This window comes from Corynebacterium glyciniphilum AJ 3170 (genome assembly GCF_007673095.1).
In the GTDB taxonomy this organism is placed as follows: domain Bacteria; phylum Actinomycetota; class Actinomycetes; order Mycobacteriales; family Mycobacteriaceae; genus Corynebacterium.
In genome coordinates this window covers 26,541-50,113 of the sequence record NZ_VDYZ01000008.1, presented here as the reverse complement: position 1 = coordinate 50,113, position 23,573 = coordinate 26,541, and the positions used below count along the sequence as shown (strand labels likewise).

26 protein-coding genes and 2 pseudogenes are annotated in these 23,573 nt (G+C 67.6%); 16 read left to right on the top strand and 12 right to left on the bottom strand.

Annotation, left to right across the window (positions count from 1 at the left end):
- Positions 1–148 precede the first annotated feature (148 nt).
- Positions 149–1,627: a PepSY-associated TM helix domain-containing protein gene (locus FS507_RS09065; protein ID WP_145942579.1), complete on the top strand. Its 1,479-nt coding sequence runs from the start codon at positions 149–151 to the stop codon at positions 1,625–1,627.
- On the opposite strand, the gene FS507_RS09060 is transcribed toward FS507_RS09065, so the two are convergent.
- Complete coding sequence (locus FS507_RS09060) at positions 1,608–2,969, bottom strand: L-serine ammonia-lyase (RefSeq protein ID WP_145942464.1); 1,362 nt, start codon at positions 2,967–2,969, stop codon at positions 1,608–1,610. The two genes, FS507_RS09065 and FS507_RS09060, sit on opposite strands and share 20 nt — an antisense overlap.
- Positions 2,970–2,971: 2 nt before the next feature.
- Entirely contained in the window at positions 2,972–4,189 is a 1,218-nt protein-coding gene (locus tag FS507_RS09055) for a M20 family metallopeptidase (protein WP_145942463.1), read from the bottom strand.
- Between the two features lie 130 nt (positions 4,190–4,319).
- Here FS507_RS09055 and FS507_RS09050 point away from each other — a divergent pair, with 130 nt between their 5' ends.
- Together FS507_RS09050 and FS507_RS18485 are read left to right on the top strand one after the other, a co-directional pair.
- On the top strand, positions 4,320–5,249 hold the full coding sequence (locus FS507_RS09050) for an Lrp/AsnC family transcriptional regulator (protein WP_145942462.1): 930 nt from the start codon (positions 4,320–4,322) through the stop codon (positions 5,247–5,249).
- 195 nt (positions 5,250–5,444) lie between these two features.
- Entirely contained in the window at positions 5,445–6,818 is a 1,374-nt protein-coding gene (locus FS507_RS18485; RefSeq protein ID WP_145942461.1) for a DUF3100 domain-containing protein, read from the top strand.
- Between the two features lie 54 nt (positions 6,819–6,872).
- Here FS507_RS18485 and FS507_RS09040 read toward each other — a convergent pair.
- From FS507_RS09040 to FS507_RS09015, 6 genes and pseudogenes are all read right to left on the bottom strand, one after another.
- Positions 6,873–7,628, bottom strand: a pseudogene (locus FS507_RS09040) (ABC transporter ATP-binding protein); the annotation flags it as partial.
- The gene (locus FS507_RS09035; protein ID WP_145942460.1) at positions 7,625–8,611 is read right to left on the bottom strand and encodes an ABC transporter substrate-binding protein; all 987 of its coding nucleotides are present in this window, start codon (positions 8,609–8,611) and stop codon (positions 7,625–7,627) included. The pseudogene FS507_RS09040 and the gene FS507_RS09035, both read right to left, overlap by 4 nt.
- Positions 8,608–9,726, bottom strand: a complete 1,119-nt coding sequence (locus FS507_RS09030) for a FecCD family ABC transporter permease (protein ID WP_260853256.1) — start codon at positions 9,724–9,726, stop codon at positions 8,608–8,610. Before FS507_RS09030 ends, FS507_RS09035 begins: the two co-directional genes overlap by 4 nt.
- Before the next feature lie 65 nt (positions 9,727–9,791).
- Positions 9,792–10,421, bottom strand: coding sequence for a TetR/AcrR family transcriptional regulator (locus tag FS507_RS09025; RefSeq protein WP_186314625.1), 630 nt, complete (start codon positions 10,419–10,421; stop codon positions 9,792–9,794).
- Complete coding sequence (locus FS507_RS09020; protein WP_145942458.1) at positions 10,418–11,146, bottom strand: ABC transporter permease; 729 nt, start codon at positions 11,144–11,146, stop codon at positions 10,418–10,420. The genes FS507_RS09025 and FS507_RS09020 overlap by 4 nt, the downstream gene beginning before the upstream one ends.
- Entirely contained in the window at positions 11,143–11,862 is a 720-nt protein-coding gene (locus FS507_RS09015; protein ID WP_145942457.1) for an ABC transporter ATP-binding protein, read from the bottom strand. The genes FS507_RS09020 and FS507_RS09015 overlap by 4 nt, the downstream gene beginning before the upstream one ends.
- 91 nt (positions 11,863–11,953) lie before the next feature.
- On the opposite strand from FS507_RS09015, the gene FS507_RS09010 reads away from it, so the two are divergent.
- Together FS507_RS09010 and FS507_RS09005 are read left to right on the top strand one after the other, a co-directional pair.
- Positions 11,954–12,301, top strand: coding sequence for an ArsR/SmtB family transcription factor (locus tag FS507_RS09010; RefSeq protein WP_440130344.1), 348 nt, complete (start codon positions 11,954–11,956; stop codon positions 12,299–12,301).
- A 78-nt stretch (positions 12,302–12,379) separates the two neighbouring features.
- On the top strand, positions 12,380–13,213 hold the full coding sequence (locus tag FS507_RS09005; protein ID WP_145942456.1) for an alpha/beta fold hydrolase: 834 nt from the start codon (positions 12,380–12,382) through the stop codon (positions 13,211–13,213).
- A gap of 113 nt (positions 13,214–13,326) precedes the next feature.
- Here the strand turns inward: FS507_RS09005 and FS507_RS09000 are convergent, their stop codons facing one another.
- Positions 13,327–13,596 (bottom strand): hypothetical protein, encoded by a 270-nt coding sequence (locus FS507_RS09000; RefSeq protein WP_145942455.1) that lies wholly within the window; start codon positions 13,594–13,596, stop codon positions 13,327–13,329.
- A gap of 267 nt (positions 13,597–13,863) precedes the next feature.
- Here FS507_RS09000 and FS507_RS08995 point away from each other — a divergent pair, with 267 nt between their 5' ends.
- The 8 genes and pseudogenes from FS507_RS08995 (at position 13,864) to rhuM (ending at position 20,581) form a co-directional block, all read left to right on the top strand.
- On the top strand, positions 13,864–14,169 hold the full coding sequence (locus FS507_RS08995; RefSeq protein WP_145942454.1) for an urease subunit gamma: 306 nt from the start codon (positions 13,864–13,866) through the stop codon (positions 14,167–14,169).
- 8 nt (positions 14,170–14,177) lie between these two features.
- Positions 14,178–14,906: a hypothetical protein gene (locus FS507_RS08990; RefSeq protein ID WP_145942576.1), complete on the top strand. Its 729-nt coding sequence runs from the start codon at positions 14,178–14,180 to the stop codon at positions 14,904–14,906.
- 9 nt (positions 14,907–14,915) lie between these two features.
- Positions 14,916–15,314 carry an urease subunit beta gene (locus tag FS507_RS08985; RefSeq protein ID WP_145942453.1) on the top strand — a complete coding sequence of 133 codons (399 nt, stop codon included), beginning with the start codon at positions 14,916–14,918 and terminating at the stop codon, positions 15,312–15,314.
- Positions 15,311–17,032 (top strand): urease subunit alpha, encoded by a 1,722-nt coding sequence (ureC, locus tag FS507_RS08980; protein ID WP_145942452.1) that lies wholly within the window; start codon positions 15,311–15,313, stop codon positions 17,030–17,032. The genes FS507_RS08985 and ureC overlap by 4 nt, the downstream gene beginning before the upstream one ends.
- Positions 17,032–17,748 carry an urease accessory protein UreF gene (locus tag FS507_RS08975; RefSeq protein ID WP_145942451.1) on the top strand — a complete coding sequence of 239 codons (717 nt, stop codon included), beginning with the start codon at positions 17,032–17,034 and terminating at the stop codon, positions 17,746–17,748. Before ureC ends, FS507_RS08975 begins: the two co-directional genes overlap by 1 nt.
- 15 nt (positions 17,749–17,763) lie before the next feature.
- Complete coding sequence (gene ureG / locus FS507_RS08970; protein WP_145942450.1) at positions 17,764–18,408, top strand: urease accessory protein UreG; 645 nt, start codon at positions 17,764–17,766, stop codon at positions 18,406–18,408.
- Positions 18,405–19,427: an urease accessory protein UreD gene (locus FS507_RS08965; RefSeq protein ID WP_145942449.1), complete on the top strand. Its 1,023-nt coding sequence runs from the start codon at positions 18,405–18,407 to the stop codon at positions 19,425–19,427. Before ureG ends, FS507_RS08965 begins: the two co-directional genes overlap by 4 nt.
- A gap of 56 nt (positions 19,428–19,483) precedes the next feature.
- Positions 19,484–20,581: pseudogene (rhuM, locus tag FS507_RS18480) on the top strand (RhuM family protein).
- A 74-nt stretch (positions 20,582–20,655) separates the two neighbouring features.
- Here rhuM and FS507_RS08955 read toward each other — a convergent pair.
- Both FS507_RS08955 and FS507_RS08950 read right to left on the bottom strand, forming a co-directional pair.
- Entirely contained in the window at positions 20,656–21,075 is a 420-nt protein-coding gene (locus FS507_RS08955) for a type II toxin-antitoxin system VapC family toxin (RefSeq protein ID WP_145942448.1), read from the bottom strand.
- Entirely contained in the window at positions 21,072–21,323 is a 252-nt protein-coding gene (locus tag FS507_RS08950; RefSeq protein WP_145942447.1) for a type II toxin-antitoxin system Phd/YefM family antitoxin, read from the bottom strand. Before FS507_RS08950 ends, FS507_RS08955 begins: the two co-directional genes overlap by 4 nt.
- Before the next feature lie 53 nt (positions 21,324–21,376).
- Between FS507_RS08950 and FS507_RS08945 the strand changes: the two genes are divergently transcribed.
- The 3 genes from FS507_RS08945 to FS507_RS08935 all read left to right on the top strand — a co-directional run bounded on the left by FS507_RS08945 (position 21,377) and on the right by FS507_RS08935 (position 22,210).
- Entirely contained in the window at positions 21,377–21,574 is a 198-nt protein-coding gene (locus FS507_RS08945; protein WP_145942446.1) for a helix-turn-helix transcriptional regulator, read from the top strand.
- Between the two features lie 100 nt (positions 21,575–21,674).
- Positions 21,675–21,944 carry a hypothetical protein gene (locus tag FS507_RS08940; protein ID WP_145942445.1) on the top strand — a complete coding sequence of 90 codons (270 nt, stop codon included), beginning with the start codon at positions 21,675–21,677 and terminating at the stop codon, positions 21,942–21,944.
- The gene (locus FS507_RS08935; RefSeq protein WP_145942444.1) at positions 21,935–22,210 is read left to right on the top strand and encodes a hypothetical protein; all 276 of its coding nucleotides are present in this window, start codon (positions 21,935–21,937) and stop codon (positions 22,208–22,210) included. The genes FS507_RS08940 and FS507_RS08935 overlap by 10 nt, the downstream gene beginning before the upstream one ends.
- Positions 22,211–22,354: 144 nt before the next feature.
- Here the strand turns inward: FS507_RS08935 and FS507_RS08930 are convergent, their stop codons facing one another.
- Complete coding sequence (locus FS507_RS08930) at positions 22,355–23,536, bottom strand: aminotransferase class I/II-fold pyridoxal phosphate-dependent enzyme (RefSeq protein ID WP_145942443.1); 1,182 nt, start codon at positions 23,534–23,536, stop codon at positions 22,355–22,357.
- Positions 23,537–23,573: the final 37 nt, after the last annotated feature.

Genomic DNA, 23,573 nt, shown 5'->3' with positions numbered 1-23,573 from the left:
GAGAGAGTCTGAATTACTGGTCAACCTACTAGTCGGTTCTATCGTCAGAAGAGTTCCGGTACGTCACCGGGATCACGTCCGGGGGTGGGGGAGCCTGCCCGGTGACACCCCCGACCGGAACCGTCCGGACCGTGGATCCGACAACTCCATCGTGACCAGCACCGTGACCACGACAGAGTCCACAGCGACTCCAGGGCCCCCAACTTCTCCGCGCGCTGCGGACCGCCAGCAGAACCATCTGCTCAGACGACTGCATTTCTTCGCGGGGGTGGTGTGCGCGCCGCTGATCCTCGTCGCGGCGGTCACCGGCCTGCTCTACGCATTCGCACCGACGGTGGAGCAGGTGACGAACCACTCGATGCTCACCGCCACGGCGCCCGACGGTACCGACGGCACAGAGAAGCTCCCCGTCAGCGAACTGGTGGCCACGGCGCAGGAGGAGCATCCCGACCTGGCCTTGTCCGGCGTGCGGATCGGCGGTGACGGCGAGACGACCCGGGTACTGTTCAACGACCCCGGCCTGCCGGAGTCCACCGTGCAGGCGGTGTTCCTGGACCCCTGGACAGGCGAGGTGAAGGGCGACACCACCCAGTACGGCAGCTCCGCCTCGCTGCCGTTGCGACAGTGGATCGCCGAGGGCCATCGCACGGCGTGGCTCGGGGAGCCCGGACGGCTGTACTCTGAGACGGCCGCGAGCTGGCTGGGAGTCCTCGCTGTCGGTGGCGTGGTGATGTGGTGGCAGCGACAGCGGAAGAGTCAGGTGGCGGCGTCGAAGCTCAGGAACATGGTGCGTACCGGCGGCCGCGGCCGGACCCGGACGATGCGTCTGCACGGGGCGACGGGGACGCTTGTCGTGGCGGGCATGGTGTTTCTGACTGTCACCGGACTGACCTGGTCGTCTGTCGCCGGTGGCACGATCGGGGACCTCCGGGAGAAGTTGAGCTGGGGGACACCGGCGGTGGAGGCCACCTTGCCGGGTGCACAGCCGGTGGCACCGTCCGGTGGTGGGGCGCACGCCGGTCACGAGGGACACGGGGGTCATGCGATGCCGGCCGGCGTCCGGGTCAGCGGGCTGAACGCAGGATCGGTCGACCGGGTGGCGACGACGGCGGAGGCGGAACTGCGTGCTCCGGTGACGATCACGCCTCCGGCTGTGGAGGGCCAGGCGTGGACGGCGTCGGAGGACCGGGCCGCCTACCGGTTGTCGAATGACGCGGTCGCGATTGACTGGGCCACCGGCCGGGTGACCGACCGGCTTGATTTCGCGGACTGGCCGCTGGCGGCGAAGCTCACGGGCTGGCTTATCCAGCTGCACATGGGCACCCTGTTCGGCCTGCCGAACCAGCTGGTGCTGGGGCTGCTGGCCGCAGCGATCATCGCGATGGTCTGCTGGGGGTACATGATGTGGTGGAAGCGTCGACCCGCCGGAGGTTTCGCGGGTCCGCCGCGGAGGGCACCGTGGTCGCGACCGACGGCGGGAACGCTGGTCCTCGTCGCTGCGCTGGTTGCCTACGGTGTCGTTGCGCCGTTGTTCGGGATCACTTGCCTGGCTTTCGTCCTGGTCAGCGTGCTCTGGGGCGCGGCGCGCCGCAGGGGTGGCACTCCACTCAGCACTCCACCACGTTGACGGCGAGGCCGCCGCGGCTGGTCTCCTTGTACTTGTCGTTCATGTCGGCTCCGGTCTCCCGCATCGTCTGGATGACGGCGTCGAGGGAGACGACGTGCGAGCCGTCGCCCGCCAACGCGAGACGTGCGGCGGTGACGGCGGTGGATGCGGCGACGGCGTTGCGTTCGATGCAGGGGATCTGCACCAGTCCGCCGATGGGGTCGCAGGTCAGACCGAGGTGGTGCTCCACGGCGATCTCGGCGGCGTTCTCCACCTGTGCTGCGGTACCGCCCCGGACGGCGCAGAAACCTGCGGCAGCCATGGCGCAGGCCGAGCCGACCTCCGCTTGGCAACCACCCTCGGCCCCGGAGATCGAGGCGTTGGCCTTGATCAGTGAGCCGACGGCCGCTGCGGTGAGCAGGAAGGTGCGCACGTCGGTGTCGGTGGCGTCGGGCGTGGTCTTCCACCAGTAGTGCAGGACGGCGGGGATGATGCCGGCGGCACCGTTGGTGGGGGCCGTGACGACGCGTCCGCCTCCGGCGTTCTCCTCGTTGACGGCCAGCGCGTAGACGTGCAGCCATTCATCGATGGCGGAGGCGGGGTCGTCCTCCAGGCGGCGACGCATGGCTGCGGCGCGGCGTCGGACGTGGAGGCGCCCGGGGAGGACGCCGTCGGTGTGCAGGCCGGCGTCGACGCAGGTGCGCATCGCCGACCAGATGGCGTCGATGCCGGCGGTCACGTCGTCGGGGGAGCGGCGCGTGCACTCGGCGGTCCAGGCGACGTCGGCGATGGTGCGGCCGTCCGTGCACAGTGCGAGGAGTTCGCTGGCGTTGCGGAAACCGGGGCCGTCCGCGCTGGTGGGAGGCTCAGTTCCACTCTCGTCCCCGACACGTTCGATGAAGCCGCCTCCGATGGAGAGGTACGTCTCTTCCACGGCCGGTGAGGGTGCGCCGTCGGTCCACGCCTGCAGGACCATGGTGTTCGGGTGACGGAGGTCGCGGGACGCAGGGTTGAAGACCACGTCGTCCCGGCTGAAGAGGACGGGGGTCCTCCCGTTGAGCAGGAGTTCTGTCGGGATCTCAGGGTGCTCCGACCATGCCCCGCGGACGTCGTCCGGGTCGCACGTCTCCGGCTGTGCGCCGCGGAGCCCGGCGACCACGGCGTCCGGGGTGCCGTGCCCGCGTCCGGTGGCGGACAGTGACCCGTAGAGTTGGACGCTGACCCGGGCGATCCCGGGCAGGTCGGCGGTGCGGCCCGCGAAATCCGCGCCCGCGCGCATCGGCCCGACCGTGTGGGACGAAGACGGCCCGATGCCGATGGAGAACAGGTCGAGGGCGGAGACGTACACCGTCGTTGACGTCATGGTCAGGACTCTACCGTGGTGGCCCCGGCGGGACGAGCGGCCTGGCGGGCGAGCAGCTCCTCCCGGGTCGCCGGGGTGAGCGCCACGGCGGCGGCGGCGAGTGCGAGGCCCTTCGCCGAGACGATCGCGGCGTCGTCCCCGGCCGGGGTGGCGGCTGCGGCAGCGAAGCCGGTGGTGTGCGGCGGGGCGTCGGTGCCCAGGAGTGCGATCATCGGGTGGATGGAGGGGACGACCTGGGAGACGTTGCCCATGTCGGTGGAGCCGCCCGCGCTGTCCGGCTGTGCCGTGACCTCACGTCCCAGATCCGTCAGGGCGGTGTTCCAGGCGTCGGCGAGGAGGGGGTCCTGGATGAGGCTGGCGTAGCGGGGCTCGGTGTCCACCACCGACCAGGAGCAGCCCGACGCCAGGGCACCCGCTTCGAAGCAGTTCATCACCCGGCGTTTGGCGTCCTCGAGGACGTCCATGTCGAAGGCACGGACCTCAGCGTCGATCTCGGTGTGGTCGGGGATGATGTTGGTGACGTGGCCGCCTTCGGTGACCACGCCGGCGACGCGGACGGACTTGTCCAGCTGCTGGCGCAGCAACCCGATGGAGGTCAGGGCCACTGTCGCGGCGTCGAGGGCGTTGACACCGTTCTGCGGTGCGGCCGCGGCGTGGGCGGGGACGCCGGTGTAGGTGACCTTGAAGCGGTCGACGGCCTGGCTGGTGAAGTCGCCGCACCGGGCGTCGGTGCCGCCGGGGCCGCCGTGGACCATGAGGGAGATGGTCGCGTCCTCCCAGGCACCTTCGCGCAGCATGAGCACTTTGCCGCCGCCGTGTTCCTCGGCCGGGGTGCCGAGGAGCTTGACGCGGATGCCGGCGGCGTCGGCGATCTCGGCGAGCCCCAGGGCGGCTCCGAGACCGGCGGTGGCGATGATGTTGTGTCCGCAGGCGTGGCCGATGCCGGGGAGGGCGTCGTACTCGGCGCAGACGGCGACGACGAAGTCCCCGCTGCCGTAGGTGGCTTCGATGGCGGTGTCCAGGCCGTAGACCCCGACGGTGACGTCGAAACCGGCGGTACGCAGTTCCTCGGCGACGAGCTCGGCGGAGTCGTGTTCCTCGAAGGCGAGTTCGGGGTTCGCGTGGAGGGTGTGGCTGATCTCGAGCAGGCGGTCGCGGTGGTGGTCGATACGTCCGGTGACGGCGTCCGTCGCGGTGGTGAGGGTGGTGAGATCAGTCATTCGGGGCTCCTTGAAAAGAGGGTCGGTGGTCACCGTGGTGGGCGCGCACGCCAGGCGTAGTGTGAGCATAAGGTAGTGAGACGCTGGAACCTTCAGGCCGTAGAGCAGGAAATCGACGGAAAATGGTCAGATGACGCAGGAAATGACACTGGACGCTCTGGATGAACGGCTAGTTCACGCCGTTCAGGTGGCTCCTCGTGCAGCGTGGGCGGCATTGGCACCCGTTGTCGGTGCGGACCCGGTCACCCTCGCCCGCCGGTGGGCGCAGCTCCGGCGGCAGGGGGCCGTCTATGTGACGGGGTACGGGTGGGACCCCGACGCGGTGTTCTCCCTCATCGAAATCGAGTGTCAGCCGGGGCGGACCATGCAGGTGGCGGAGGCGTTGGTGGAGGAGCGTGGGGCGTTCACGATCGACCTCACCGCCGGTGCCCGTGACATCATGCTCAGCCTGCTTACCCCGGATACCTCGGCGTTGGCGCACTGGACGCTTGAACACATCCAGGAGCTGGACGGGGTGCGTCGTGTGCGCACGCACCTGGTCTCCCAGATCGTCGCTGACGCCCGTGAGTGGCGCCTGCGGGCCCTCTCCCGGGACGAGGTGGCGACGATCACCGGGCGCACCGCGTCCGGTCGCGCCGGTGCAGCGATGCCGCGGCTGGCCCCGGATGAACTGGAGAAGGCCCGCGAGGTCGTGGCGGCGATGACGGCCACGGAACGTTACAAGGTCCGCGTGGACGTCGCACGGTCGCGGACGCCGTGGCCGGTGTCGGTGTGGTACTTCCTCCAGGTGCCGGCGGACAAGGTGTCCAGGGTCGGGCCATTGCTCAGCAAGATCGATGAGGCCCGCCTGGTGGTCACGGCGACGGGTGAGTACAACGTGATCATGGCGGCGTGGCTCCGCTCACTGCTCGAGGTGAACAAGCTGGAGGCGGTGCTCGAGGAGAGGCTGCCGGGAGTCCGGATCGTCGACCGGTCAGTGGTGCTGCGGTCCCTGAAGCACCTCGGTCATGTCCTCGACGACAACGGTGACGCCACGGGAAGGACAGTCCCGATGCCCTGACGGAGCTCATGTCAGATCCTGCGATCTCGGACCCCTTGACGTCATTTCCTGCATCTGCACGTGTTTGTGTGTTGGGTCACGTACTTTCGCGCCATCCCCGCACCGGGGACGGACAGGCGGCACGTGACGACCTCGGGACGACACCCCTCCGGGCGCCGACTGACCGGTGAACTCACCACGAGAAGAGAACCTGACATGAGTAACAAGCCTCTGGAGGTCCCGGCCCCCACGAGTGAGCCCAGTCCGCCACGCATCATCGCCCCGACGCTCCGAAGTCCCGGGCTCTGGATCCTGGCCGGGCTCATCATCGTCATCGCGGCGATCGCCCAACTCATCGGGCCCGTGGAGATCTCACTGGGTTTCGCCGCACTGTCCCTGCTCCCGATGATCTGGGCGTTGGCGATGGGGGTGGGGATCTCGACACAGCGGATCCGCCCGATGCCGCTGGACCTCCAGCATGTGGCCAACGCCGTCATGGCGGTGGCGGTGCTGGTGCTCGTCGCCCGTCTCTCCTTCACACTGGGGCCGAACATCCCGTTCCTGCTGGACGCCGGGCCGGCACTCCTCCTGCAGGAGATCGGCAACATCGTGGGACCGATCTGCCTCGCGCTGCCCCTGGCGGTGATGCTGCGGATGGGGTCCGCCACGGTGGGCGCCACGTTCTCGATCGACCGTGAAGGTGCCTTCGCCATGGTGACCGAGCGGTTCGGACCGAACTCGCAGCAGTACCGGGGTGTGCTGTCGATGTACATCTTCGGGTCCGTGTTCGGTGCCGTGATCATCAGCCTCATCGCGTCGTTGGCGTCCTCGCTGGGGATCTTCGACTGGCGTGCCCTGGCGATGGGTGCCGGCGTGGGGTCGGGGTCGATGATGGCCGCGGGGTCGGCCTCGGTGACGGCGGCACACCCGGAGTTCGCCGACCAGATTCTCGCGCTCAGTACGACGGCGAATCTCATTGCCGCGATCGCCGGGGCCTACCTGGGCATCTGGGTGGCCCTGCCGTTGGCCGACCGGTTCTACCGCTTCCTCACCCGCCGCCAGAGCGCGAAGGACGACAAGAAGGCAGACAGCGCCGGCAAGCTCCTGAAGACGTCGGCGGACCTGGCGACCGCTGTGACGGATGCGCCGATCGTGAAGATGCCCCTGTGGATCTCACTGTCGATGATCAGCGTCGCCGGAGTGGTCGTGTCCGTCGTCTCGACCGGCGGGTTCTCCTGGGACATGGTCATCACCTACCTCGCCATGGCGCTGCTGACCGCAGCCGGGCTCTGGGTCGCCAGGATCACGAAGGGGAAGGCACCGGCGATCATCATCGTGATCACGGTGGGCACGCTGCTGACGATTCCTGCCTCGCCCGTCGCGTCATGGCTGCTGCAGGTCTCTGAGAGCGTGGACTTCCTGGCGGTGATCACCATGATGCTGTCGGTGGCCGGTCTGAGTATCGGCAAGGACCTGCCGTTGCTCCGCCAGATCGGGTGGAAGATCATCCCGGTCGGGATCGTGGTCATCGTCGCGACCTACCTGGCGTCGACCGTGATTGCCGAAGGCGTGCTGCAGATCATCGGGTAGACGCGCCCTCGTCCCAGATTGTCTAGCTGAGGGGCTAGAAACATTCTGCGCGGTCCGGGGGAAGACCAGGGTGATCTCGCCGCCGATGTCGAACCTGGTCACCGGACGTTGATACACCGGCTCCAGGACGTCCGGGACGAGCACCTCGTCCGGGGAACCGTCGGCGACGACGTGGCCGTCCTCCAGGACGACGATGCGGTCGCAGTAGCGGGCGGCGAGGTTCAGGTCGTGGAGCACGACAGCGGAACCGGGAAGCCCGCTGACCAGTTCGAGGATGTCGTGCTGGTAGCGGACGTCGAGGTGGTTCGTCGGCTCGTCGAGAAGGATGTGGGGGGTCTGCTGGGCGAGCGCCCGGGCGATGAGGGCGCGCTGATGTTCACCACCGGAGAGACCGTCCAGGTCGCGCCGCGCGAGGTCGGTGAGTCCGACGGCGTCGAGTGCGCCGGCGACGACGGCCCGGTCGTGGCCGGTGGTGCGCGCCCCGAGCCCCTGGTGGGGCAGTCGTCCGAGCGTCACCAGGTCGGCGACGCTCACCGGCATGCCGGAGGACGTGGTGTCACGTTCCTGGGCGACGACGGCGATGCGGGTGGCGATGTCGCGTCGCCGTGTCGTGGCGAGGTCGTCGCCGTCGAGCAGGACGCGCCCGGCTGTCAGCGGTGCCGCACCGTAGAGGGCACGCAGCACTGTGGTCTTCCCCGAACCGTTGGGGCCGACGAGGCCGAGCGTGCCGGTGGGGGGCACGGTGAGGGAGACACCGTCGATGACGGGGCGTCCGGCGTAGGTGACCTGGATGTTCTCGGCCGTGATCACGGGTGCTCCCGCAGGTACTCGTTCAGCGTGTCCACGCCGTTGAGGGCGAGGGGTGTCGGGGGTTCGGCGTAGTTGAGCAGCATCGGCAGAATGCGCTGGTCGCGGCCGGCGGTGGTGCGGTCGATGCCGGGGAGACGGTTGACCTCGTCGACGATGTCCCGGCTGTCACCGGAGCTGTACAGGGCGACGATCACGTCGGGGTTACGGTCGACGATGTCCTCGGCAGTGACGTCGAAGACCCGCTCGCTCTGGTCGGCGTAGACGTTGGACGCCCCTGTCGCAGCGACCACGGGGGCGGCCATCGAGCCGGTGCCGTACGCATAGGTCACCCCTCCGCCGAGGGTGGGGTACAGGACGGCGACACTGCGTCCTGCGCCCGCGGTGTTCGACGCCTCCTGTGCGGTGTCCAGACGGCGTTGCAGATCGTCGACGAGAGCCGTGGCCTGGTCCGGACGGTTGAAGACGGTGCCGTAGAGCCGGATCTGGTCCCAGACGTCGTCCCAGGTGACGTCGCCGTCGATCGCACCGCAGAACGCGGGCTCCTCGATGAGCGGGATGTCGGAGCCAGCCAGGGTCTGGCGGTTGACCGTGTCGGTTTCGCCCAACACAAGATCGGCACCCGAGGCAACGACCTCTTCACGCGAGATCTGCAGGTGCCCGGAGTCGTCGGTGCGGTCGGTGATCGAGGGGATGCCGTCCAGGGTGGCGTTGGTGGCGTCATCGTAGTACTCGGTGGGGTACTGACCGGCCCGGTGGGTGACGTGGTCGAGGACGCCGAGGGCGCTGAGGGTGCTCACTGCGGAGGGTTTCAGCAGGGTGACGTTGTCCGGAACACCGTCGAGGGTGACGGTGTCACCGCAGTTGTCGACCGTCGTCGTTGCTGTCGCCACTGTCTCCTCGGCCTGCGAGCATGATGCCAGGAGCAGGGATGCCGCCAGGACGATCGTTGCGGTGGACAAGGTGGTTGTGGCAGTGCGTGTCATGCGGGAACTCCCTGGTGCATGCGGTGGACGAGGAGAAGAAGGAAGGGGGCACCGACGATGGCGGTGATGATGCCGACTGGGATTTCCTGAGGCGCGAGCAGTGTGCGCGAACCGATGTCGGCCCAGCACAGCAGGACCGCGCCGAGCAGGGCGGCGACGGGGACGTTCGAGCGGTGTGCACCACCGACGAGCCGTCGGGCGAGGTGGGGGACGACGAGGCCGACGAAGCCGATGGACCCGGCCATCGCCACGACCGTGCCGACGAGGAGACACGAGAGAATCAGGAGGACGACGCGCAGACGGTCCGGGTGGATGCCCAGCATGAGGGCAGTGTCGTCGCCGGCGGCCAGGGCGTCCACGCGAGGGGCGATGACCAGGAGCACCGCCGTCACCAGCAGGACGACGACAACCACGGCGGCCAGTGGGCCGGACCAGGACGCCAGGCCGAGGGAACCGAGCAGCCAGAACATCACCGACCGGGAGGATTCCGCCGAGTCGGAGGCGAAGATCATGAAGCTGGTCACCGCCGACAGGGCGTATCCGACGGCGACGCCGGCCATGATCAGACGGGTGGCGGTGAGGCGTCCTGCGGAGCGGGCGACGCCGAAGACGATGAGGGACGCCACGGTGGCCCCGAGGAAAGCGCTGGACTGGAGGGCGTAGTCGCCGAAACCGGCACCCACGCCGGTGAGTATGGCGGCGGCGGCACCGACGGATGCCCCGGAGTTCACCCCGAGGACGTAGGGGTCGGCGAGGATGTTGCGCACCGTGGCCTGCAGGATCGCCCCGGCGACGGCGAGACCGGCACCGACCGTCGCGGCGAGGACGGCGCGGGGCGCCCTGATCGTCCAGATGACGGCGTCATGGCGGGAGAGGTCTGTGCCGTCCGGCATGTCGAGAGCGGTGCCGAAGAGATGGTGGGAGAGGATGCGTGCGGAGTCGAGCGGGGAAATGGGGACCGGACCCACGCCGACGCTGAGTACGAGGGTCACCAGGAGTGCGACGGTGAGAACCGTCGTCCAGAGTGCTGTCCGGCGCCGCGCCGCGCCATGACCCAGGGGGTCGCGGTCCACGGTGCCGGTTGTCGTCACTGCGGAGTGGGCTCGGATGGTCACAGGGGATCACGCTACTGCCCCGGACATCTCATTCGCACGTTCAAATGAACGTTTGAATGAAGGTTTTACCTGGTGGAAATCTCCGGGGTGATGTTCGCCTGCAACGCAGGCGCGTAGGCGGCGACGACATCGTCGACACAGGTGCTCGCGAGAGGTTCGATCCGGGCCACATAACGCATCAGGGCCAGCCCGGTCAGTTGACTCGCGATCAGTGAGCCCCTCAGTTGCCCGTCCGGCCCTTCGAGCCGCGCGGTGAATCTCTCCGTCACCACGACCTGGGCGAAGTTGAGCAGCGGGGCGTTCTCCAGACTGCCGTCGAATGTGCTTCGGACAGCGGCGGTGAACACGTCACGGTGCGGATCCCAGGACTCGCAGAACGTCCGGACGAGCCGGGCCCCGAGCCCGTCCAACGGGCCGTCGAGGACACCCGTGATCTTCTCGAGCGGGTTGAACGGCAACGTCATGGTTGCCACGAGCAGGTTGGCCTTGTCGCCGAAATGATGGTTGATCAGGCTCGGGTCGACTCCCGCAGCGCCGGCGATGGAGCGGACCGACGTTCCGCGGAAGCCACGGTCGGCGAACTGGGACCGGGCGACGTCGATGATGGTCTGCCGGGTTCGCGCCGGATCTCCGCCGCGTGGGCGTCCCCGTCCCCGGCTCTGGCCCCGACCCTGCCCGCTGCGTTCCGCGCTCACGCTGTGCGCCGTCGCAGTGTCAGGGCGGCCAGGGCGACCGACGCCAGAGCGAAAGCCAGTACCATCGTCAGGTCGATGGCGAAGCCGCCGTTCCATCCGCCGGACTGTGTGAGGCGGGTGAAGGAGTCCGCGGAGTAACTCAGCGGCAGGACATCGGATATGCGGGTCAACACGGTGGCCATCGTGTCACGTGGGGTGAGCAGACCGCACAACAGCAACTGGGGTATCACCACCAACGGCATGAACTGCACGGCCTGGAACTCGGTCCGGGCGAATGCTGAGGCGAGCAGTCCCAGACCTGTCCCGAGCAATGCGTTCGCCACCGCGAAGACACCCAGGATCCACGGGGTGGCCACGTCAAGACCGAGCAGCCAGATGCCGACGGCGGAGGTGACCGCGGCCTGGACGAGTCCGGCGGTCCCGAAGGCGAGGGCGTAGCCGACGATGAACTCGCCGCGGCGGAGACGGGTGCTCAGCAGCCGTTCCAGCGTCCCTGAGGTCCGTTCCCGGACCATGGTCACCGAGGTCAACAGGAACATGATGATGAACGGAAACAGTCCCAGCATCTGCGGGCCCACGCGGTGGAACATCTCGGGGTTGGCGTCGAAAACGTACTTGAACAACCACAGAAGCAGGGAGGGAAGCACCAGGACGAGCGCCAGGCTCCGGGGATCGTGGAAGATCTGCGCGCCGACGCGGTGGGCGGTGGCGAGTGCGCGGTTCATGACGCATTCCTTTCTGCCAGAGTCAGGAACGCCTGCTCCAGGTCGTCCTGTCCGGTGTCTTTCCGGAGTTCATCCGGGGTCGCGTCGGCGATGAGTCGTCCTCCACGCATCAGCACGACCCGGTCGCAGCGTGCGGCCTCGTCCATGACGTGGCTGGAGACCAGGAGCGTCTTCCCGTCCTGTGCCAGACCGGTGAACAGCGCCCACAGGTCGCGGCGCAGGACCGGGTCGAGCCCGACGGTCGGTTCGTCGAGGAGGTACACCTCGGCGTCGCCGACGAACGCAGCGGCGAGTGACACCCGGGTGCGTTGCCCGCCGGAGAGGTTCCCGGTCAGGTCGTGTTCACGCCCGGTCAGTCCGACGGCCTCGAGAGCCTGCGCGACGGCGGTGTGGTCCGCCCCGCTGATCCGGGCGAAATAGCGGAGGTTCTGTTCCACGGTCAGGTCCGGGTAGACGGAGCTGGCCTGGGTCACGTAGGCGACCTTCTCCCGGTTGGGCGCGCTGCCGGCCGGCTGGCCCAGGACGGTGACATCGCCGGACCGGATGATCTGTACTCCGGCTATGGCGCGGATCAACGTGCTCTTGCCGCATCCGCTCGGGCCGAGGATCCCGGTGATGGAGCCGGTGGGCACACGGAGCTTGAATCCGGTGAGGACGTGGTGTTTCCCGCGCGTCACGTGAAGATCGGTGATCTCGATCGCGGTGTTATTAAACATGCGTTGAATATATCGTCCCCGGGGAGGGCGGCGCAATAGCCTGCTGGCAAAAGGATCCGCAGTGTACGACATTCCGCTACAGTGCAGAGACATGGGCAGTGCAGCGGAGAGAGACGGGGAGAGCGCAGGTCATGACCCTGATCTGTCCCGGATGCGGGCGCTCTCCGACGAGTGGGCGGAGACGTTCCGTCTACTCGGTGATCCGACGCGGCTGAGGCTGCTCACCGTCCTGCACTACGTCGGGCCCGGTACGCTGAGCATGTCTGAACTCGCCGAGCGTGCCGGGGTGAAGACGGCGACGGCGTCTGCGGCACTGCGGCTGCTCACCACTGCGAGCGTGATTACCGCGACCCGAGACGGGCGGATGATGCGTTACGCCCTCACCGATGAGCGTGTGCACCGGTTGCTGCACCACTTCGGCGGGACGCACGCGCACTGACCGGCGCACCCCACACGCGCCCGCAGAGCAAGTACTCTCGGTGGGGCAACCGAACTCTCACTGAGGAGGCTTACGGACATGAGCACGATCACCACGCGCGACGGTGTGAACCTGCACGTCGACGACAGCGGAGAGTCAGGTGACCTGGGGCGTACCGTCGTCCTGATCCACGGCTGGCCGCTGTCGGCGGAGTCCTGGTCGGCACAGACGTCGGTCCTGCGCAAGAACGGTTACCGGGTTGTCGCCTACGACCGTCGCGGTTTCGGACGGTCCGACAAGCCCGACTCCGGTTATGAGTACGACACCCTCGCCAAGGACCTGGAGGACGTGCTGACCGGTCTCGACCTCACTGATGTCACTCTCGTCGGGTTCTCCATGGGCGGTGGTGAGGTGGCACGTTACTTCAGTGTCGGCGACACCTCGCGCATCCGCAGCGTCGTCTTCGCCGGTGCGGTGCCGCCGTACCTGCTGAAGACGGACGACAATCCGGACGGCCCACTCACTGAAGAGGCGGCCAAGGAGATGGAGGACGGTCTGCGTGCAGACCGCGACGCCTTCTTCGAGGACTTCACCACCGGGTTCTTCTCCGTCGGGGACGACCTCAAGGTCAGTGAGGGGGAGAGGAAGGAGGCGGTGCGTCTGGCACAGCAGAGTGACCAGACCGCGGCGCTGGGCTGCATGGAGGCCTTCGGGACCACCGATTTCCGCGAGGACCTGCCGAAGATCGAGGTCCCCACGCTCATCATCCACGGCGATTCGGACGACATCGTGCCGTTCGAGGGATCGGGTAAGCGCACCGCCGAGATCGTGCCGCACACCCGCACCACCGTGATCGAAGGTGCGCCGCACGGGTTGAACGCCAGCCACGCCGCCGAGTTCAATGCATCGCTGCTGGAGTTCCTCGCGGACTGACACCATACGGGTGGTGTTTCTGCCGTTACCGCTGGTTGAGGTGACGTCGCAGTACATCGGCACGAGGTGGACGGTTGCTTCGCCGATGATCTGAAGGTTGCGTTCTATAGCATCTAACGCCATGTCGGCTTGGGCAGTGTCCTGGTCCGCGAGCGAGTGCATGTATCTAGGAGTGCCACGGCGTCGAGCTCGACAGTTCTCGCGATCTCACGCTTGAGAAGCTGCGACGGAAATATGTCGATGCCATCGGTCCGGAAGAGTTCCCTGGTCTCCTCCAGGAGGCCGGAGGCCCCGTACGTGTTCAGTAGTTCCTGGAAAGCGGCGCTGGGATCCGGCAGACTTAGTCCGCGCGGGGCATCCGGTGTCACGGGATTGTCCGACATCGGGTCTCGCTCGGTTCGGGGACAGAAGACCCCTCGGAAAATGGGCACCGTCCTGTGCACGCTCTCGGGCCTGAATGCGTGCACAGGATGGTGCCTACTTTTAACCTGCGTCTCGAGTGCGCCATCTGGGGGAGGACCCGCACCCCCGCCGTGTTTCCGCCGGGTAAAACCTCCAGCACGCCGTCCCCGGGGCCCGTCGCGTTTCGCTACCGTTGTACAAGTACGCCTACCGGCCGGTTCACACCAGCACGCACAGAAGGACGCATCGTGGAACTCAGTCCCCGGGAGCAGGAGAAGCTCCTCATCTTCACCGCTGCCGACGTCAGCCGCAGGCGGCAGGCCCGGGGACTCGTCCTCAACGTGCCCGAAGCCACCGCGCTGATCAGCGAGGCGGTCATCGAGGCCGCGCGGGACGGCAGGACCGTGGCCGAAGCCATGGAGATCGGTACGCAGGTCCTCGGCAGGGACGACGTGCAGGACGGCGTCCGTGAACGCCTGACACTGATCCAGGTCGAGGCCACGTTCCCCGACGGTACGAAGCTCGTCAGCGTCCACGACCCGATCGGACAGTGACAACCACCATGGAGTCACTCACCGTCCTCTACGCCAGCCCCGAGGCACCGACCCCGTCCGCCCTGCAGGACGCCACGGGGGTGCCGGTGGTCACCGGCCCCCGCGACCTTTCCCGCCACGCCGAACAGGCCCGTACGCAGGACGTTCCGTTGGTAGTCATCCCGGCGGGGACGGGGCGCGCCCTGACGTCGGTCACCCAGGCCGCCCAGGCGTTGCAGTGGGCGCGGCGTTCCGGGACGCAGGTCGCGCTCGGACCGTCACTGATCGACGCCACCCGCGCCGTCGCCGAGATGCGACGCCACCTGCGTGCTGCGGCGGCGTCGCATGACGGCGTCCTGTTCCGTGCCAACACCGTCGACCCGTTCGCCGACGCAGAACTGCTGCGCCGGGTGCGGCTCGCCCAGCAGTTCTCCGAGGATCTCCTGGTGGAAGTCACATTCGAGGGATCGTGGCCGTCACCGGACAGCGCACGCGAGCGCCTCCGTCTCCTCGGTGCCACGGATGTCGCGGAGATCCGTGCTGACCTGGGGTCCGACCTGGGGGCGGACCGTGGAGTCCCGTTGTTCCGACCGTCGTCCCTGGCCACCGCCGTACAACGGGCATCGCACACCGCGCTGCACGTGCTCCGTGACCATCATGACGACGGCATCGCCGCGGGTCTGCTGGCGGACCACGCCACCGGTTTCGCCCACTCGCACGGCGACGGGCACAGCCATTCCCACTCCCACCACCACTAGGAGAGCCCCATGTCCGGAACAGTCAGCTACGGCCCGGCCCCTGACCGGCCGTCGGTGGTCGAGCTGAACCTGGGGCGTGCCACCAGGACCCTCCGGGTGTCGAACACCGGTGACCGGGCTGTCCAGGTGGGCTCCCACTACCATTTCTTCGAGGTCAACCCGGCCCTCGACGTCGACCGTGAGGCTGCGTGGGGCATGCATCTGGACATTCCCTCGGGACTGGCGGTGCGCTTCGAACCGGGCGACTCCCGCGAGGTGACCCTGGTGGACTTCGGCGGTCGGCGCATCCTGCACGGTTTCGCGGGACTGGTCGAAGGGTGCCTCGACGATCCGGCGGTGAAAGCCCGCGCCCTGGAGAACCTGCCGGGCTTCCTCGCCACCAACGATGAGCTGGAGATCCTCCCGTGAACACCATCGACCGGTCCCGCTACACCGAGATCTACGGCCCGACAACCGGTGACACCGTCACCCTGGCGGACACGTGCCTGCGGGTGCGCATCGAATGCGACTATCTCGCCGGCTCCTACGGTGACGAGTCCGTGTACGGCGGCGGCAAGGCGGTGCGTGACGGCATGGCCCAGGACCCCACCGCCGTCGGGAACGCCCTGGACACCGTCATCACCGGTGCCATCGTCCTCGACGCGGTGGCCGGTGTCGTCAAAGGTGACGTCGGCATCCGCGACGGCCGTATCGTGAAGATCGGCAAGGCCGGTAACCCCAACACACAGGACGGTGTCGACCCCGACCTGGTCATCGGCCCCGGCACCGAGGTCATCGCCGGTGAGCACCGCATCCTCACCGCCGGGGGCGTGGACACCCACATCCACTACATCACCCCGCAGCAGGCCGAGCATGGCCTGGCCAACGGCATCACCACGTTCTTCGGTGGCGGCACCGGACCGGCCGAGGGCACCCTCGGCACCACCTGCACCCCTGGGGCGTCCGGTGTGCAGTTCATGCTGCGAGCCGCCGAGGGCATGCCGGTGAACACCGGCTTCCTCGGCAAGGGGTCCGGCGCGCTTCCGGACGCACTGGCCGCACAGATCCGGGGCGGCGCCGCCGGGCTGAAGATACACGAAGACTGGGGCGCGACTCCGGCGAACATCCGCAACGCCATGGACGTCTGCGACGACTTCGACGTCCAGCTCGCCATCCACACCGACACCCTCAACGAGGGCGGGTTCTTCGAGTCCACCGCCCGCGCGTTCAAGGGACGTCCCGTGCACACCTTCCATTCGGAGGGGGCCGGCGGCGGCCACGCGCCCGATATCCTGCGGGTCACGGGCATGCCGAACGTCCTGCCGGCCTCCACCAACCCCACGCTGCCGTACACGGTGAACTCGGTGGAGGAGCTGTTGGACATGGTGATGGTCTGCCACCACCTCTCACACGACATCCCGGAGGACGTGGCCTTCGCGGACTCCCGGGTGCGCGCAGAGACCATCGCCGCGGAGACCGTGCTCCACGACCTCGGCATCATCAGCATCTTCAGCTCCGACTCCCAGGCGATGGGGCGGGTCGGCGAGTCCTGGATCCGCGCGTTCCAGACCGCCCACCACTGCCGGGAGCAGCTCGGTGAACTGGACGGGGACGCCGGCACCGGTGCCGACAACAACCGGGTGCTGCGCTACCTGGCGAAGATGACGGTCAACCCGGCGATCGCCCAGGGCATCGGCGGTTACGTCGGCAGTGTCGAACCGGGCAAACTGGCCGACCTGGTGCTGTGGCCGGTCGATTCCTTCGCCGCGAAGCCCCGCCTGGTGCTGCGTCAGGGCAGGATCGCGTACGCGCAGATGGGTGATCCGAACGCTTCGTTGGCCACCCCGCAGCCAGTCCTCTACCGTGACCAGTTCGCCAACTACGGGACGGCCCTGCAGAGCACCCGGGTGACGTTCATGTCCGCCGCGGCGATCGCGGCGGGCGTCCCCGCACAACTCGGACTGTCCTCGACCGTCCTGCCGGTGACCGGTACCCGTGACATCGGCAAGAAGGACATGGTCCGTAATGACCGTCTCGCCGACATCGCCGTGGACCCGGACACCTACGAGGTCACCGTCGACGGCGTCGCCGCAACGATCGCCCCGGCGACCACACTGCCGCTGGCGCAGAAGTTCTTCCTGTTCTGATGCTCCCGTTCCTGCAGGCGTTGACCTACGCCGACTCCGCCTACCCGTCGGGACGCTACACCCTGTCCCACGGACTGGAGGGGCTGGTGCAGGCCGGACGGGTCCGCGGGACGCAGCAGGTCACGGACGTGCTGACCGACCATCTGCGCTACACCGCCGGTCCCGGTGACGGTGTGGTGACGGCGGCCGCGGTGATGACGGACGACCTCGCCACCCTGGTCACCCTGGACCATGAACTCGCCGCGACGAAGGTCACCGGCGAACTCCGGCGTGCGTCGTCCCGGGTGGGACGCCAGCTTCTGCAGGTCACTGCGCAGGTCGCTGACCGGATCGGCGAGGAACAGCCGGTGGTGCTCCGGGAGTACGCGGCATCGGTCGCAGCCAAGGAGGCTCCCGGGAACCAGGCTGTCGCCGCCGGTCTGATACACGCGTCCCACGGGTTGGATGCAGCAATCGCTGTCGCCACTGAACTCACCGGTCTCGCCGTCGGATGGGCCGGGGCGGCGCTGCGGCTGCGCCAGTGTGACCACATCGGTGCCCAGGTCGCCATCACCGCCGCACACCCTGTGATCGCGGAGGTCGCCGACCGGGCCGTCCGTACCGCCGCAGAGCTTCTCGCCAACGGCGACTGGAGCATGGTGGGACGGGCCAGCCCCGGCAGTGACCTGGCCTCCGCCGCGCACGAGACCGCCCCCGCACGACTGTTCATGAGCTAGAGAGGAAATCACCCCATGACTACCCCGAGCACCCCTGAGCCCGTCACCGGCACTGGTTCGCCGCTTCGTATCGGCATCGGCGGCCCCGTCGGCTCCGGCAAGACCGCCCTGATCGAGGCGCTGGTGCCCCGGTTCGTCGAGGCCGGACGCCAGGTGGGGGTGATCACCAACGACATCTACACCCAGGAGGACGCCATGCATGTCCGCCGGGAGTTAGACGGGGTGATCAGTCCCGACGTGGTCATCGGGGTGGAGACCGGCTCCTGCCCGCACACCGCGGTGCGTGACGACCCGACGATGAACCTCATGACCGCCGCTGACCTGCTCGACGAGCACCCGGAGATCGACACCCTGTTCTTCGAGTCCGGCGGCGACAACCTCACGCTCACCTTCTCCCCGGCGCTGGTGGACGTGTTCGTCTTCGTGCTGGACACCGCCGAGGGGCAGAAGATGCCGAAGAAGCGGGGGCCCGGCATCACCGAGTCGGACATCCTGGTGATCAACAAGACCGACATCGCCCAGTACGTGCGCTGCGACCTCACGGTGATGAACGCCGACGCCGTGGACGTGCGCGACGGGAACCCTGTCGTCCTCACCGACTGCTTCTCCGGTCAGGGTATCGCCGAACTGCAGCAGAAGCTGGAGGGGTTCCGGGCGTGACCTCGGCTGTGCCGGTCGGTCCCCGGCCCGACTCCCGTCTCGACCCGGTGGTGCTGACGCCGCCGGTGCCGTGGGAGTTCGCGTCTTTCGTCGACGGCACCGAGGACGCCGGGCATGCCAGGACCGACGGTGTGCAGCCGGTAGGACGCCCCGGCAAAGTCGGCGTCCTCGATCTGACTCTGGGCATGGACGCTGCGTCATCGGCGCAGAAGACCGGTGTGACCTCCCGGTACGTCAAGGCGCCGATGCAGTTCACCCGGCCGCTGTACATCGATCCCGCCGACCCCGGCGAGGCCTTCGTCTACGTCCGGTCGTCCGGTGGTGGGCTGGCGCAGAATGACCGGATCCGGCAGCGCGTGACCTTCGGCGACGGCGCGCGGGCGACGGTCACCACCCCGGCGGGCACGCCGGTGCACCGGATGAACGCCGGACTCGCCACGCAGTGGATCACTCTGACGGTGGGGGAGGATGCGGTGTGTGAGTACCTGCCCGGGCAGAACATCCTCTTCGCCGGGGCGCGGTTACTGCAGGTCACGGAGGTTGATCTCGCTTCCTCGGCGACGCTGCTCGCCGCCGACGTGATCCTCACCGGGCGCCTGGCCCGTGGCGAGCGGGATCTCTTCGACGTGCTGGGCCAGTGCTGGCGGGTCGAGCGGGGTGGGAGGCCGCTGCTCTCGGACACGCTGTGCGTGGTCGGTGCTGGTCAGGGCCGCTCCGAGATGCTGCTGTCGCGGTGGCCGGTGTGGGGGACCGTGCTCATCGTGCCGTCGGCGGGTTCGGCGGGTGCGTCTGTGAGGGAGCTGCTGGCGTCGGTCAGGGAACTGCTGGTGGAGCGGTGTGCGGATGTCGCCCCCGAGGACCTCACCGCCGCAGCGTCCACCATGGTCAATGACGCCGGGATCACCGTGCGTGTAGCGGGGGAGGACCCGGTCGCCGTGCGCGTCGTCGTGGATGCAGTGCACGATCACGCCCGCCAAGCCCTGCTGGGGCGGCCCGCCGTGGACCTGCGCCGGATGTGAGTGCTCCGCTACCATCGGCGGCAGTAGTGGACGGTACGTCAGCGGAGGGGAAGACCATGGCAGATGATGAGAACGGGGACGACCTGGTCATCGAGAACGTGGACGGGCGCGGGGAGTTCGTCATCTACACGACCGAGGACGGGGATGTGGAGGTCCACCTCCGGGTGGTCGACGGGACGGTGTGGCTGACGCAGCGCGAGATGGCGGAGCTGTTCGGGGTGAGCCGGGCAAACGTGGATGCACACCTGCGGAACATCTATGAAGAAGGCGAGCTGACCAGGGATCGAACCTGCAAGAAATTCTTGCAGGTTCGATCCGAGGGCGACCGCACGATCCGGCGAAGCATCGACCACTTCAACCTCGATGCCGTCCTCGCCGTCGGGTACCGGGTGAGGGGACGTCGCGGTGTCCAGTTCCGGACCTGGGCCAGTAGCGTCCTCACGGAGTACCTCATCAAGGGTTTCGCCATGGACGATGAGCGGCTCAAGGACCCGCGTAGCCGCGACTACTTCTCCGAGCTGCTGGAGCGCATCCGGGACATCCGGTCCTCCGAAGTGCGTCTCTACCAGCAGGTCCGTGATGTCTTCGCGCTCGCCGACGACTACGACAAGGATGATCCGCGTTCCGTGTCGATGTTCCGTCAGATTCAGAACAAACTGCACTACGCGGTCACCGGTCAGACGGCCGCCGAGATCATCGCCACCCGGTGTGATCCGACCGCAGACAACCTCGGCTTGACCAGCTTCGTAGGAAAGACGGTGCGCAATCAGGATGTCGGAACCGCCAAGAACTACCTGACGCGGGAGGAACTCGACGAGCTCAACCGTCTTGTCGATCAGTTTCTCAGCTAGGCGGAATCCCAGGCCCGACGCCGCAAGGTTATTCACATGGCGGACTGGTTGGAGAAGACGGACCAGTTCATCGAGTTCAATGACTACGAGGCGCTCAACGACGCCGGTCGGATCCGGATGAACGACGCCAGGCAGCTCGCCGGTGACCGGTATGCCGTCTATGACGCGCACCGTCGGGCACCCGGGGAGGCTCAGGCGGCAGCGGCGGAGTTGGCCGAGCTACAGAGTATTGAGCGACGCATTCTGGCTGACCGGGAACGCCTGGCACCGCGACGGATTGCGGACCTGGGGCCGAGCGACTGACTGTCGCACGGGGCGTCGGCATCTTAGGATCTGAGGATGGAGAGTCGACATGTTCCACGTCCGGAGTGGCAGGACTACTGTTCCCAGGGGTTGACCAGGGGAATCCCGGTCGGGGCGAAGTCCCGGGTTTTGCGGGTGGCCACCCCTAACCCGTGGACAAAGGCGGTCGCCGCGATCAGTGCGTCCCGCTCTGGAGCGGGGTCGGGGACATGGAGAGATGCTGTCCGAACTGCCGTCTCAATGTCGACCTCAAGAGTCCGTGAGGCGAAGACATCCAGCACATCATCCTCAAGCCAGTTCCGTAGGTGTCGGCCCTGGTCGATGTCGCGGCGTTCCACACGACGTACCCCGAGTTCAAGCTCCATGACAGTGATGACGCTGATGTAGAGATTTGTCGGACGCTGCGTCGCGATCCAGTGGCGGACGGAAGGATCGGCACGGCGCGGGGACTTCCTGAGTTCACTGAGCACGTTGGTGTCGAGGAGGTATCTCACAGTTCAGGGACCCTCAGTCCGAAAGAGACCGGGGCCGGGTCAAAGTCGATCTCGTCGGCATCCTCGTCGTTCATGCTGAGGCGCTCGAGTAGATCCTCGTTGTCTCCGGTGAGGTCGCGGTAGTCGTCGATGGTCAGGAGGACGTAGGCGGGACGGCCCCGGTCGGTGATGACCAGTGGTTCTGTGTCTGCGGAGCGTTTGGCGGAACTCACGTCCTGGTTGAACGCGCGGGAAGACATTGTCGTCATAGTTTCCACCTCCTCGATGTAGGAACAATGCTACAACGGCCGAGGCGACCAACGTGGTCCGCCGGTGGCGACGCTGGGAAGAACTCTCCCAGGCGGAGCTGGCCGAACGGGTCGGCGTGTCCAGGCAGACGATCGCGAACATCGAGAAAGGCAACTACTCAACCTCGGTCCATCTAGCACTGGCTATCTGCCACGAACTGGGCCGCACCGTGGAACAGATCTTCGGTGACGAGCAGGAACAGGAGAAGTGACCATGAGCTACGGGGACACCGTCATCCGCCGCGTCAACGACCTGGTCGACGACGAATACCAGGAACGGATCGTCCACCAGGCGTCCACCGTGGGAATGCAGTGCCAGCCCTGGTCCCTCCGGTCGCCATCGGCATGCTCGTCGACCGCCGTCACGGGGCAGTCATGTCGGATTCCTGGACCGTCACCGTTAAAGGGCTCAGGGCGAGGACGGTGCAGTCCATGCTTGCCGCTCGGCTCAACATCGGTGAATGTCTGAGCCTGGTCGCCCTACTCGTCGTCGGGTTCGTGTTGATCGACCACGGGATCTCGACCGTCGGTGGTGCCACCACGGCGATGCTGCTGGTGCTGCGTCTGCTCTCGTGTCACTGAACCGTGTGGCCGGAGTCGTCACGATTCCGGAAGACTCCGACGTACCGGGCGACGACTCCTGTTCAGCCGGCAACGTCCATGTCCGTAACCTCACCTTCGACTACGACGACGGTACACGGGCCCTCACCGAGATCACCCTCGACATCGCTGCGGGCGAGCATGTGGCGGTGGTCGGGACGCCCTGTTCACCACCGGTGCGGGTGCAGTTCTCGATGAGTTGCCGGACGGGCTGGGCACAATGGTGGGCGCGGGTGGTTATCCGCTGACCGATGTCCGGGCACAACGGATCGTGGTGATGGATTCGGGTCGCATCATCGAGCAGGGGACCCACGCTGACCTGGTCGTTGCTGACGGTATGTACGCCAGCCTGTGGAACGCGTGGAAGCGGACGGACTCTGCATGACCGACGCTCATCCGACGGCCCTCCCGTCTCCGTGGCTTCTCCGTCGGTCAGCAGTGAGGACATTCAACAGCGCGTCGATCTGCGCGTCGGTGTGCGTCGCCATGACCGTGATGCGCAGGATCGCCCGACCGCGGAGCACGGTCGGGTAGCGGATCGCGGGAATGTGAAATCCTTGCCGGCGCAGGTCGTCTGCCAGGGCCATCGCCGCACGTTCGTCGCCGACGGGCACCGGGATGATCGGGGCGCCCCCGGGGACGCCGAGTCCCCGGCGCAGACGGCGCACGTTGTCCTGCAGGCGCCGGACGTGCCCGGGGTCGGAGCGCACCAGTCGCACGGCAGCCAGTGCGGCGGCGACTGTCGGCGCGGGGGAGGCGGTGGAGTAGATGAAGGGGCGGGCCTGGTTCCGCAGCAGTTCGCAGGTGACGGTGTCGGCGCAGATGAAGCCGCCTTCGGCGGCCAGCGCCTTGCTCAGCGTGCCGACCAGGACGTCCGGTGCAGGGGAGTGGGGAGCGGCGCTGCCACGTCCGTCGGCGAGGGTGCCGATGCCGTGGGCGTCGTCGGCCAGGACCATGCAGCCGTGCTCCCGGGCCAGCGGGACGAGGTCGCTGACCGGTGCCACGGTGCCGTCCATGGAGAACACGCCGTCCGTGACGACGAGGCCGTGCGGTGTGCTGCGCGCGTCGAGCAGTCGGCGTAGCGCACGCATGTCCCGGTGCGGGTAGACGCGTACCTCTGCCCCCGTGCTCTTCGCCGACCGGCAGCCGTCGATGATGCTGGCGTGGTTGCGCTCGTCGGAGAAAACGGTGACTGTGTCGTCCGCCAGGACACTCAGGGCCGACAGGTTCGCGGCGTAGCCGGTGGGGAACAGGACGCAGTCCGGGTACCCCAGCCAGTCGGCGAGCTCCTCCTCGAGCTGCCGGTGCAGGGTGGTGGATCCGGTAGTCAGCCGTGAGCCGCCGGCGCCGGTGCCGAAGGTGCGGGTGGCCTCGACTGCCGCCGCCACCACGGCGGGATGGTGGGAGAGGCCCAGGTAGTTGCTGGAGGAGAACAGCAGGCGCCGGTCACCGCTGATGTCGACGACGGGGTGCTGTCCGCTGGCGAGGTCGACGGTCGAGCGGCCGAGTCCCGCATCGCGCCAGGTCCGCAGGCGCTCGGCGAGGTGGGTCCGTAGACCGGTGGGGGAGGTCACGGTGGCTCCTTAATTGAACGGTGTATAGCCTGGTGGT

Bases quoted from the DNA above. Each gene is read 5' to 3' on its own strand.
- FS507_RS09005 (WP_145942456.1), top strand. From the start codon at position 12,380: ATGAGCACGATCACCACGCGCGACGGTGTGAACCTGCACGTCGACGAC.
- FS507_RS09000 (WP_145942455.1), bottom strand. From the start codon at position 13,596: ATGTCGGACAATCCCGTGACACCGGATGCCCCGCGCGGACTAAGTCTG.
- FS507_RS08985 (WP_145942453.1), top strand. From the start codon at position 14,916: ATGTCCGGAACAGTCAGCTACGGCCCGGCCCCTGACCGGCCGTCGGTG.
- FS507_RS09035 (WP_145942460.1), bottom strand. From the start codon at position 8,611: ATGACACGCACTGCCACAACCACCTTGTCCACCGCAACGATCGTCCTG.
- FS507_RS09055 (WP_145942463.1), bottom strand. From the start codon at position 4,189: ATGACTGATCTCACCACCCTCACCACCGCGACGGACGCCGTCACCGGA.
- FS507_RS09010 (WP_440130344.1), top strand. From the start codon at position 11,954: ATGGGCAGTGCAGCGGAGAGAGACGGGGAGAGCGCAGGTCATGACCCT.
- FS507_RS08990 (WP_145942576.1), top strand. From the start codon at position 14,178: ATGGAGTCACTCACCGTCCTCTACGCCAGCCCCGAGGCACCGACCCCG.
- FS507_RS08975 (WP_145942451.1), top strand. From the start codon at position 17,032: ATGCTCCCGTTCCTGCAGGCGTTGACCTACGCCGACTCCGCCTACCCG.
- FS507_RS09020 (WP_145942458.1), bottom strand. From the start codon at position 11,146: ATGAACCGCGCACTCGCCACCGCCCACCGCGTCGGCGCGCAGATCTTC.
- FS507_RS18485 (WP_145942461.1), top strand. From the start codon at position 5,445: ATGAGTAACAAGCCTCTGGAGGTCCCGGCCCCCACGAGTGAGCCCAGT.
- FS507_RS09060 (WP_145942464.1), bottom strand. From the start codon at position 2,969: ATGACGTCAACGACGGTGTACGTCTCCGCCCTCGACCTGTTCTCCATC.
- FS507_RS09015 (WP_145942457.1), bottom strand. From the start codon at position 11,862: ATGTTTAATAACACCGCGATCGAGATCACCGATCTTCACGTGACGCGC.
- ureG (WP_145942450.1), top strand. From the start codon at position 17,764: ATGACTACCCCGAGCACCCCTGAGCCCGTCACCGGCACTGGTTCGCCG.
- FS507_RS08950 (WP_145942447.1), bottom strand. From the start codon at position 21,323: ATGACGACAATGTCTTCCCGCGCGTTCAACCAGGACGTGAGTTCCGCC.
- FS507_RS09050 (WP_145942462.1), top strand. From the start codon at position 4,320: ATGACGCAGGAAATGACACTGGACGCTCTGGATGAACGGCTAGTTCAC.